Genomic DNA, 11,012 nt, shown 5'->3' with positions numbered 1-11,012 from the left:
ACTATTTGACCTCGACCACAGTGCCCTGCAACCGCTGCAAGGCTTCGTTCACCGCTTGCGGCATGAGCTGGCGCAGGCAGTTGTAATGACCGAAGCGGCAGGTGCGATCGAAGCACGGGCTGCATTCGAGGCCCAGGCGCACGATCTCGACGTGCTCGGCCAAGGGTGGCGTGAAGCCCGGCGAGGTCGAGCCGTAAACCGCCACCAACGGGCGGTTCAGCGCCGCGGCGACGTGCATCAGGCCGGAGTCGTTGGACACCACCGAATCGGCGCAGGACATCAGGTCGATGGCTTCGGCCAGGGAGGTACCGCCGCTGAGGTTGACCGACTCTTCACGCAGGCCGGGTATCAGCCGCGCGCGGATGTCTTCGCCGACCGCGTGATCGTTTTTCGAACCGAACAACCAGACTTGCCAGCCTTCGCGGATCTTCGCTTCGGCGACCTTGGCGTAGTGCTCGGATGGCCAGCGCTTGGATTCGCCGAACTCGGCACCGGGGCACAGGACCAACACCGGGCGGTCGAGGGCCAGGCCAAACTTGGCCAGCGCCGCCTCGCGGGTGACCGGGTCGATCTGCAGGCTCGGCCGTGGATACGGTGTCGGCAGTTCGGCATCGCGCTCATAAGCCAGCGCCATGAAGCGCTCGATCATCAGCGGATAACGTTCTTTATCGAGGGTGCGCACGTCATTGAGCAGGCCGTAGCGAAACTCGCCACGCCAGCCGGTGCGTTTCGGAATGCCGGCGAAGAACGGCACGAGCGCCGACTTCAAGGAATTTGGCAGCAGGATCGCCTGGTCGTACTGGCCGGCCAGGGATTTGCCGATGCGCCGGCGCGTCGCCAGCTCCAAGGCGCCGTGGCCGAGCGGAAAGCTCAAGGCCTGACGGACTTCGGGCATGCGCTCCAGGATCGGCCGGCTCCACTCGGGGGCCAGGACGTCGATTTCGCATTGCGGGTGGCGTTGCTTGAGACACTGAAAAAGTGTCTGCGCCATCACCATGTCACCGACCCAGCTGGGCCCAACGATCAGAATTTTCATGTGGTTTCCAAAAACGAACCGGGGAGGCATACGCCTCCCCGCCTCGAGAATCCAGCACCCGCAGCCTTGGCTGTCAGGTCATTTGGACGAGCCGGTTGGGGCTCATCGGATCAATTTCATACACATCAATATCAGTCAGCATAAAACTCTGTGGCGAGGGAGCTTGCTCCCGCCGGGCTGCGAAGCAGACCCAAAACCTGCTACTGCATTCTCATCTGACAGACCGCACAATTTGATTTGGGAGCGCTTCGCACTCCAACGGGAGCAAGCTCCCTCGCCACAAAAGCCCGCCACGTCCCAAGTCAGCTTCAGCTTAGCCCCAGTTCACGCCAGATCCGCAATACCTGCCGCCGTTCGTCCGCGAACTGGTCGCCCGGTATCACCCCGGCGTCCTTCTGCAAGGCCTGCCGGTGCGCGGCGGAGCGGTAGGCTTTATAGGCCTCTCGCAGCAAACTGGCATCTTCGGCGGGCATCAGCCCTTCGTGTTCCAGCTCTTCCAGAATGCGGATGTTGTCCGTCCAGCGCAGCAATGGCGGGTGTGTTTCGGACCACGCCAGGGCCGCGTATTGCACCATAAATTCAATATCGACGATACCTCCGGCGTCCTGCTTGAGATCGAACAGCGCCGTGGCCTCGAAGGCGTTTGCCGCGGTGCCGGCTGCGGTGCTCTTGCTGCCGAGGTTATCGCGCATCTTGGCGCGCATCTCGCTCACCTCCTGGCGCAAGGTCGCCAGGTCGCGCGACTTGCCCAATATCGCTGCGCGAACCTTCTCAAAGGCCTGGCCGACATCCTGACTGCCGACCAGCACCCGCGCGCGCACCAGCGCCTGGTGCTCCCAGGTCCAGGCTTCGTTTTCCTGATAACGGGCAAATGCACCCACCGAACTCACCAGCAACCCCGAGGCACCGGACGGTCGCAGGCGCATATCGACTTCATACAGCTGACCGGAGTTGGTCTGGGTCGTAATCAAATGAATGATTCGCTGCCCTAATCGGGTGAAAAATTGCGCGCCGTCGATAGGTTTCGGCCCGTCGGTTTCCGCCTGCGGGTCGCCATCGTGAATGAACACCAGATCCAGGTCTGAACCATGCCCCAGTTCCAGCCCGCCGACTTTCCCATAACCGACAATGATGAAGCCCGGATCGCACAAGGTGCCGTCGGTGCGCAGTGGCGTGCCGTATTTGGCCACGGTCTGGCGCCAGGCCAGCGCCAGCACTTGCGCGAGGATCGCTTCAGCGAGCCAGGTCAGGTAATCGCTGACCTTCATCAACGGCAGGCTGCCGGCGATTTCCGAAGCGGCGACCCGCAAGCGGTGCGCCAGTTTGAAATGGCGCAGGGCTTCCATTTGCTGCTCGAGGTCGTCTTCGGGAATCCGTGTCAGACGCTCGCGCAATTCGGCGGCCAGTTCCGGCGCCAGGGGCGGCTTGAACAACCGGCCTTCGTTGAGCAATTCGTCGAGCAGCAGCGGGAAGCGGGTGATTTGCTCAGCAATCCACGGGCTCGCGGCGCACAAGGTCAGCAACCGTCGCAGCGCGCCGGGGTTCTCGGTCAGCAACACCAGATACGCGGAGCGACGGGCCACTGCTTCAACCAGTGGCAGCACGCGCTCCAGCACCAGATCCGGATTGGCGTGCTCGACAGCCTGTGCCAGCAATCGCGGAATAAACGCATCGAGGCGTTCGCGCCCCAAGCGTTGCATCGCGCGCAGTTGCGGGCTGCTGCGCAAACCGGCCAATGCCTTCAAGGCCTTGGTGGCATCGGCAAAACCGCCCTCTTCCAACTGGCGGCAAGCAGCCTCTTCATCCTGGGCCTCTTCCCACAGCGGCAGCCATTCACCGCCGACCACCACTTCGCTTTCAGCACCTTCCTCTTCATCGGGATCGGCGATCACCTGACCGAAATGCCAGGCTACGCGACCACGCCAGTACATCAGCTGTTCATGGAAAGCCTCCCAGTCAGCGAAGCCCAACATAAAGGCAATGCGCGCCTGATCCTGCGCGCCGTCCGGCAGCATCTGGGTCTGGCGGTCGGCAATCGCCTGGATCGCGTGTTCGGTGTAACGCAGGAATTCGTAGCCTTCGCGCAGTTCGCTGATCACCGCCGGCGGCAAGTAACCCTGACCTTCCAGGGTGCTCAGTACTTTTAATAGAGGACGTTGCTGCAGGCTCAGGTCGCGACCACCGTGGATCAGCTGAAACGCCTGGGCGATAAATTCCACTTCGCGGATGCCGCCCGATCCGAGCTTGATGTTGTCGGCCATGCCCTTGCGCCGCACTTCCTGCTGGATCAGCTGCTTCATGGTGCGCAGCGCTTCGATCGCCGAGAAGTCGAGGTAACGCCGGTAAACGAACGGGCGCAGCATTTCTTGCAGTTGCGCGCCGGCCACTTGATCGCCGGCCACCACCCGCGACTTGATCATCGCGTAGCGCTCCCAGTCGCGACCCTGGTCCTGGTAATACTGCTCCAGCGCGTTGAAGCTCAGCACCAGGGCACCGGCCGAGCCGTAAGGCCGCAGGCGCATGTCGACGCGGAACACAAAACCGTCGACGGTCATCGGGTCCAGCGCCTTGATCAGGCGCTGGCCGAGTCGAATGAAGAATTCCTGGTTATCCAGCGAGCGCTTCACGCCGACGGTTTCGCCGCCTTCGGGGTAGGCGAAGATCAGGTCGATGTCCGACGACAGATTCAACTCCACCGCGCCGAGCTTGCCCATGCCGAGAATGACCATCTGCTGCGGCTCGCCGCTGCGCCGGCCGGTCGGCACGCCGAACTGCTGGCAATGCCGCGCGTATAACCACTGATAGGCCTGATCGATGCTCGCATCGGCCATGTCCGAGAGGTCGCGACAGGTCTGGATCAGATCAGCCTGACGAGTCAGGTCGCGCCAGATGATTCGCACTTGCTGGCGGGTGCGCTGACGGCGCAGGACACGACCGAGTTCGTCTTCGGTTTCCGCCGCATTCACTGCCGCCGCGATCTGCCCGCACAACTCCCCGGGGGCGAAACTGCGATCCAGTTCGCCGGACTGCACCAGTGCCAGCAACATCAACGGGTCACGCACACTTTGTTCAGTCACGAAGTCGCTGGCGGCGGTGACGCGAGCGAATTGCGCCCAGCGTTCCGGCGTCCAGGCAGACAGGCCATGGTCGCCTTCCAACTCGCCAACGGCGGTGCGGAACGACTGCTCGGCGCGGGTGACAAACGGCAGGAGAATGCCGGGCAGTTCGGCAAGCGGAGGAAGGCTCATGGTCTATCCTTGATCGGCGTGTAGAGGGCTGCATGTAGTGAATTTTCAAATCGCACTACGTGATCGACTGTCGAACAAAGGTTAGAAATAGCTGAAATATCTTTCTTTTTGGCAGACAGCATCAAGCTTTCACCTTTTTCGGTTGGCAAAAGACCAACCTTAACGATTATTCTCACAACGCAGCCGGAGGCCACAAGCCGCTCATCTGTAGTTTTACTACTCGTATATACATTCGAAAGGCTGAAATGCCCGATGATTTGTAGTAAAACTACACGCCGCCGGAACAACCTCTCGGCAATCCAAGAATTTATATCGTCTGCCCACAAGGCCAGTCGCAAACTCAGGCAACCGATTCTGGAAGCCTTTCCGCCCTGGAGCAAGCCATGCAAGACCTCGATCCCGTCGAAACCCAGGAATGGCTGGACGCCCTGGAATCGGTTCTCGACAAAGAAGGCGAAGACCGCGCTCATTATCTGATGACCCGTATGGGCGAACTCGCAACCCGCAGCGGTTCGCAGTTGCCTTACGCCATCACCACGCCATACCGCAACACCATTCCCGTTACCCACGAAGCACGCATGCCTGGCGACCTGTTCATGGAACGCCGCATTCGCTCGTTGGTACGCTGGAACGCGATGGCCATGGTGATGCGTACGAACCTGAAAGATTCGGACCTGGGCGGTCACATCTCCAGCTTCGCCTCCAGCGCAACCCTGTATGACATCGGCTTCAACTATTTCTTCCAGGCCCCGACCGACGAACACGGCGGCGACCTGATCTACTTCCAGGGTCACACCTCGCCAGGCGTTTACGCCCGTGCGTTCATGGAAGGCCGCATCACCGAAGACCAGATGAACAACTTCCGCCAGGAAGTAGACGGCCAGGGCTTGTCGTCCTATCCGCACCCTTGGCTGATGCCTGATTTCTGGCAGTTCCCGACCGTATCCATGGGTCTGGGCCCGATCCAGGCGATCTACCAGGCACGCTTCATGAAGTACCTGGAAGCCCGTGGTTTCATCCCTGAAGGCAAGCAGAAAGTCTGGTGCTTCCTGGGCGACGGCGAGTGCGACGAGCCGGAATCCCTGGGCGCGATCTCGCTGGCTGGCCGCGAGAAGCTCGACAACCTGATCTTCGTCATCAACTGCAACCTGCAGCGCCTCGACGGCCCGGTTCGCGGCAACGGCAAGATCATCCAGGAACTCGAAGGCGTGTTCCGCGGTGCTCAGTGGAACGTGACCAAAGTCATCTGGGGCCGTTTCTGGGACCCACTGCTGGCCAAAGACGTCGACGGTATCCTGCAACGTCGCATGGACGAAGTCATCGACGGCGAGTACCAGAACTACAAAGCCAAAGACGGCGCGTTCGTGCGTGAACACTTCTTCAACACGCCAGAACTCAAGGCGATGGTTGCTGATCTGTCCGACGACGAGATCTGGAAACTCAACCGTGGCGGCCACGACCCGTACAAGGTCTACGCGGCGTACCACGAAGCGGTCAACCACAAAGAACAACCGACCGTCATCCTCGCCAAGACCATCAAGGGTTATGGCACCGGTGCCGGCGAAGCGAAGAACACCGCGCACAACACCAAGAAGGTTGATGTTGAAAGCCTGAAGCTGTTCCGCGATCGTTTCGACATTCCGGTTAAAGACTCCGAGCTGGAAAACCTGCCGTTCTTCAAACCCGAAGAAGGCAGCGCCGAAGCCCGTTATCTGAGCGAGCGTCGCACTGCACTGGGCGGTTTTGTGCCGCAACGTCGTGCCAAAAGCTTCGACATTCCGACCCCGCCACTGGATACCCTCAAGGCGATCCTGGACGGCTCGGGCGACCGTGAAATCTCCACCACCATGGCCTTCGTGCGGATCCTCGCGCAGCTGGTCAAGGACAAGGAAATCGGCTCGCGCATCGTCCCGATCATCCCGGACGAAGCCCGTACCTTCGGTATGGAAGGCATGTTCCGTCAGTTGGGCATCTACTCGTCCGTCGGCCAGCTCTACGAGCCAGTCGATAAAGACCAGGTGATGTTCTACAAGGAAGACAAGAAGGGCCAGATCCTCGAAGAAGGCATCAACGAAGCGGGCGCCATGAGCTCCTTCATCGCTGCCGGTACTTCGTACTCCAGCCACAACCAGCCAATGCTGCCGTTCTACATCTTCTACTCGATGTTCGGCTTCCAGCGTATCGGCGACCTGGCCTGGGCCGCTGGCGACAGCCGCACCCGTGGCTTCCTGATCGGCGGCACCGCCGGCCGGACCACGCTGAACGGCGAAGGCCTGCAACACGAAGACGGTCACAGCCACATCCTGGCTGGCACCATCCCGAACTGCCGCACCTTTGATCCAACCTACGGCTACGAGCTGGCGGTGATCATTCAGGACGGCATGAAGAAGATGACCGAAGAGCAGCAGGACGTTTTCTACTACATCACCGTGATGAACGAGTCCTACCAGCAGCCAGCCATGCCGGCCGGTGTCGAGGAAGGCATCATCAAGGGCATGTACCTGCTCGAAGAAGACACCCGCGAAGCGGCGCACCACGTTCAGCTGATGGGCTCCGGCACCATCCTGCGTGAAGTCCGCGAAGCGGCGAAGATCCTGCGTGAAGAGTTCAACGTTGCCGCCGACGTCTGGAGCGTTACCAGCTTCAACGAACTGCGTCGCGATGGCCTGGCCGTCGAGCGCACCAACCGTCTGCACCCGGGCCAGAAGCCTAAACTGAGCTATGTCGAAGAGTGCCTGAACGGCCGTAAAGGTCCGGTCATCGCCTCCACCGACTACATGAAGCTGTTCGCTGAGCAAATTCGTCAGTGGGTCCCGTCCAAGGAATTCAAAGTCCTGGGCACCGACGGTTTCGGCCGCAGTGACAGCCGCAAGAAGCTGCGTCACTTCTTCGAAGTCGATCGTCAATTCGTGGTGTTGGCAGCCCTGGAAGCACTGGCTGACCGTGGTGATATCGAACCTAAGGTGGTGTCTGAAGCCATCGCCAAGTTCGGGATCAACCCGGAAAAACGCAACCCACTGGACTGCTGAGGAGACACTCTGTGAGCGAACTCATTCGCGTACCTGACATCGGCAGCGGTGAAGGTGAAGTAATTGAACTGTTTGTGAAGGTCGGCGACCGTATCGAAGCCGACCAGAGCATCCTGACGCTTGAATCGGACAAGGCGAGCATGGAAGTGCCGGCGCCGAAGGCCGGCATCATCAAGAGTCTGAAAGTGAAGCTGGGCGATCGCCTGAAAGAAGGCGATGAACTGCTGGAACTGGAAGTCGAAGGTGCCGCTGCTGCGGCCCCTGCGGCTGCCGCTGCGCCGGCTGCAAAAGCTGAAGCCAAACCGGCTGCTGCTCCTGCCGCTGCCGCTCCAGCGCCAGCTGCCGCGCCTGCTGCTGCCAGCTCCCAGCAAGTGAACGTGCCGGACATCGGTTCGGCGGGCAAGGCCCAGATCATCGAGATCCAGGTCAAGGTCGGCGACACCGTCGAGGCTGATCAGTCGCTGATCACCCTGGAATCCGACAAGGCCAGCATGGAAATCCCTTCGCCCGCCGCTGGCGTGGTCGAAAGCATCAGCGTCAAGCTCAACGACGAAGTCGGCACCGGCGACGTGATTCTGGTCCTGAAAGTGGCGGGTGCTGCGGCCCCTGCTGCTGCCGCACCAGCCCAGGCCGCTGCGCCTGCTGCCGCTGCTCCTGCGCCAGCCGCTGCGGCACCTGCTGCACCGGTTGCCGACAGCGTTCAGGACATTCATGTCCCGGACATCGGTTCGTCGGGCAAGGCCAAGATCATCGAAGTGCTGGTCAAGGCTGGCGACACTGTCACCGCTGACCAGTCGCTGATCACCCTGGAATCCGACAAGGCAAGCATGGAAATTCCATCGCCTGCCGCTGGCGTGGTGGAAAGCGTTTCCGTCAAGCTGGACGACGAAGTCGGTACTGGCGACCTGATCCTGAAACTGAAAGTCAAAGGCGCTGCGCCTGCTGCGGCACCGGCTCCGGCCGCCGCTCCTGCTGCTGCTCCAGCGGCCGCCAAGGCTGAAACCGCTCCAGCTGCCGCTGCGCCTGCCGCACCGGCGGCTGCACCGGCCAAGCCGGGCGCCAAGGTTCACGCTGGCCCGGCTGTCCGCCAACTGGCTCGTGAATTCGGCGTCGAGCTGAGCGCGGTCGGCGCAAGCGGCCCGCACGGTCGTGTGCTGAAAGAAGACGTGCAGGTTTACGTCAAAGCCATGATGCAGAAGGCCAAGGAAGCACCGGCCGCTGGTGGCGCAACCGGCGGCGCGGGCATCCCGCCGATTCCGGTCGTGGACTTCAGCCGCTTCGGTGAAACCGAAGAAGTGCCGATGACCCGCCTGATGCAAATCGGCGCGTCGAGCCTGCACCGCAGCTGGCTGAACATTCCGCACGTGACTCAGTTCGATTCGGCTGATATCACCGACCTGGAAGCGTTCCGTATCGCTCAGAAAGCCGTTGCAGAGAAGGCCGGCGTCAAGCTGACCATCCTGCCGCTGCTGCTCAAGTCGTGCGCGCACCTGCTCAAGGAACTGCCGGACTTCAACAGTTCGCTGGCACCAAGCGGCAAGGCGATCATCCGCAAGAAGTACGTGAACATCGGCTTCGCGGTCGACACCCCTGAAGGCCTGCTCGTACCGGTCATCAAGAACGTCGACCAGAAGAGCCTGTTGCAACTGGCAGCCGAAGCCGCCGTACTGGCCGCCAAAGCCCGCGACAAGAAGCTCACCGCTGACGACATGCAGGGCGCCTGCTTCACCATTTCCAGCCTCGGCCACATTGGCGGCACCGGCTTCACGCCGATCGTCAACGCGCCGGAAGTGGCGATCCTTGGTGTTTCCAAGGCAACCATCCAGCCAGTCTGGGACGGCAAAGCCTTCCAGCCGAAACTGATGCTGCCACTGTCGCTGTCCTACGATCACCGTGTGATCAACGGCGCCGCTGCTGCACGCTTCACCAAGCGTCTGAGCGACCTGCTGGCAGACATCCGCACCATCTTGCTGTAACCCCGGCCGGCCCTCCTTCACCGGAGGGCCTGTCGCGTTCCACGTTTTCCGAGCGCCACGCTCGTACCTCAACCCCGCCAATTTGGCGGGGCTTTTTTTTGCCTTCAATAAAGTTTCTTCCTACAGCCGTGGCTTACTTCGCCCACAACTCAAGTCCACTTCCGCTCGATATTTTTTGCCGCTCAATAACTAGGCTTAGTTCGACAGAATTTTCTTATGAAGACTGCGAACCTCTTTTGCTTAGTTAGCGTTATTTCGAATGGATTCGAACATGTTCAAACCGACTGTCGGCCCTATTATTGGCCACACCACAACTAACCACGTGCGTATTTTTCTGCGCGGCGAACTTCAAGACAACTCATTGGTGTTTGCCGGTATTCGTTATCGGCGTTATGGAGAAGAGCGTTGGTCCCAAGGCGTATTTGCCAAGCTGTCCCTCTTGCGCGACATGGCCGATGTGATTGCGCTCAACGACCTCGCCACCGATACCGAGTACGAATACCAGGCCGGATGGTTCAGCCCCATGAGCCCGGTGCATACCGTGGAGACCGTCCAGGAACTGCCGCTGCAATGGCCACGGGAGATTTATCGCTTTCGCACCCAGTCCAGCAAAGCCAGCACACCGCGGGCGTACGTCGTCGGCTCATGCCGCTACCTGCGCCTTACTGCAGGTTTGGCCATCGCACCACAGGCGGGCGACCGGATTTTTGCCTCGATTACCGAACTTGCGCAGCAGGCCGAACCGCGCATCAGCGCAATGTTGATGACCGGCGATCAAATCTACGTAGATGACCTGAACGTCATTGCGCCTGACCGGGAATACAAGGAAATACTCAGCAAGTACCGCGCGGCTTTTTCCCAACCGAATATCACCAGGTTAATGTCAAACGTGCCCACTTACATGATCCTCGACGATCATGAAATAGAAGACAACTGGCCCGCCAATGAGAGCAAGGCCGATGCTTATTTATATAAAAACGCCATGGCAGCCTATGAGATATACCAGGCCAGCCACAGCCCGGCGCATGATTTATTGGCCAATGGTCAAGTAAGCCGAAAACTGGAACAGTATTGGTATCAGTTCGCCGAAGGCGATATTGAATGGTTTGTCACCGACAGCCGAACCCGGCGCAGTTTGTCGGCCGATGATCGACGCATCCTCGACCATGAGCAGGAACAGGCGTTGTGTAAATGGCTGATCCACAGTCCGGCCCGGATCAAGTTCGTGGTCACCAGCGTCATGTTCTACCCCGACCGCAAACTCAACGGGGATGACGCCTGGAAAGCCTTCCCGGAACAACGCCTACGGCTGCTGGAGACGATTCGTACGCATCGCATCAAGAACGTCATCTTCATTTCCGGCGATGTCCACGGCTCCCTGACCAGTCGCCTGACCCACAGCGAGGATCCGGATCTCGAAGTCCACACCATCGTGTCGTCACCCCTGTGCAACAGCAAACTGCTGCCGTACGCCTCCGCTTCCACCTTCATTCTCGATCAGGCACTGGCGCGAACCGCAGCGGGAGATTACCGGCATGAATTGACCAGCAAGGTGGTCAGCGAAGACAACTTTGCCCATCTGGTGGTCGATCGGGAGCAGATTCAGGTCAATTACCACGACCGGAACGGCGAGCGCCTGCAATCGATCAACATCCCGTTGCGCTAAGGCAATGAAGGCCAAATGCATTAGTTTTCGGCCCTTGCTGGAGAAATCTTCGCTCCT

Annotated in this window: 6 protein-coding genes; 3 read left to right on the top strand and 3 right to left on the bottom strand. The window is 60.2% G+C overall.

What is annotated here, in order from left to right; translation table 11 throughout:
• Nucleotide 1 precedes the first annotated feature (1 nt).
• The 3 genes from waaF to ACA070_RS02240 form a co-directional block, all read right to left on the bottom strand.
• Nucleotides 2-1,036 carry a lipopolysaccharide heptosyltransferase II gene (gene waaF, locus ACA070_RS02250; RefSeq protein ID WP_497449867.1) on the bottom strand — a complete coding sequence of 345 codons (1,035 nt, stop codon included), beginning with the start codon at nucleotides 1,034-1,036 and terminating at the stop codon, nucleotides 2-4.
• Nucleotides 1,037-1,344: 308 nt separating this feature from the next.
• Complete coding sequence (gene glnE, locus ACA070_RS02245; RefSeq protein WP_497449866.1) at nucleotides 1,345-4,284, bottom strand: bifunctional [glutamate--ammonia ligase]-adenylyl-L-tyrosine phosphorylase/[glutamate--ammonia-ligase] adenylyltransferase; 2,940 nt, start codon at nucleotides 4,282-4,284, stop codon at nucleotides 1,345-1,347.
• A complete protein-coding gene (locus ACA070_RS02240; protein ID WP_497449865.1) occupies nucleotides 4,281-4,673 on the bottom strand; it encodes a hypothetical protein in 393 nt (130 codons plus the stop codon). Before ACA070_RS02240 ends, glnE begins: the two co-directional genes overlap by 4 nt.
• Here ACA070_RS02240 and aceE point away from each other — a divergent pair.
• The 3 genes from aceE (at nucleotide 4,668) to ACA070_RS02225 (ending at nucleotide 10,955) form a co-directional block, all read left to right on the top strand.
• The gene (gene aceE, locus ACA070_RS02235) at nucleotides 4,668-7,313 is read left to right on the top strand and encodes a pyruvate dehydrogenase (acetyl-transferring), homodimeric type (protein ID WP_497449864.1); all 2,646 of its coding nucleotides are present in this window, start codon (nucleotides 4,668-4,670) and stop codon (nucleotides 7,311-7,313) included. The two genes, ACA070_RS02240 and aceE, sit on opposite strands and share 6 nt — an antisense overlap.
• Nucleotides 7,314-7,324: 11 nt before the next feature.
• Nucleotides 7,325-9,289, top strand: a complete 1,965-nt coding sequence (gene aceF / locus ACA070_RS02230) for a dihydrolipoyllysine-residue acetyltransferase (RefSeq protein WP_497449863.1) — start codon at nucleotides 7,325-7,327, stop codon at nucleotides 9,287-9,289.
• Between the two features lie 271 nt (nucleotides 9,290-9,560).
• Nucleotides 9,561-10,955 carry an alkaline phosphatase D family protein gene (locus ACA070_RS02225; RefSeq protein ID WP_497449862.1) on the top strand — a complete coding sequence of 465 codons (1,395 nt, stop codon included), beginning with the start codon at nucleotides 9,561-9,563 and terminating at the stop codon, nucleotides 10,953-10,955.
• The last annotated feature ends 57 nt before the right edge of the window (nucleotides 10,956-11,012 follow it).

This window comes from Pseudomonas sp. LBUM1678, from assembly GCF_059695575.1.
The sequence above is the reverse complement of the archived record's forward strand: the minus strand, read 5'-3'. Positions and strand labels throughout refer to the sequence as shown.

What these genes read in the sequence shown, in the direction of transcription:
- waaF (WP_497449867.1), bottom strand. Translation starts at nt 1,036, where the DNA reads ATGAAAATTCTGATCGTTGGGCCCAGCTGGGTCGGTGACATGGTGATG.
- glnE (WP_497449866.1), bottom strand. Translation starts at nt 4,284, where the DNA reads ATGAGCCTTCCTCCGCTTGCCGAACTGCCCGGCATTCTCCTGCCGTTT.
- aceE (WP_497449864.1), top strand. Translation starts at nt 4,668, where the DNA reads ATGCAAGACCTCGATCCCGTCGAAACCCAGGAATGGCTGGACGCCCTG.
- ACA070_RS02225 (WP_497449862.1), top strand. Translation starts at nt 9,561, where the DNA reads ATGTTCAAACCGACTGTCGGCCCTATTATTGGCCACACCACAACTAAC.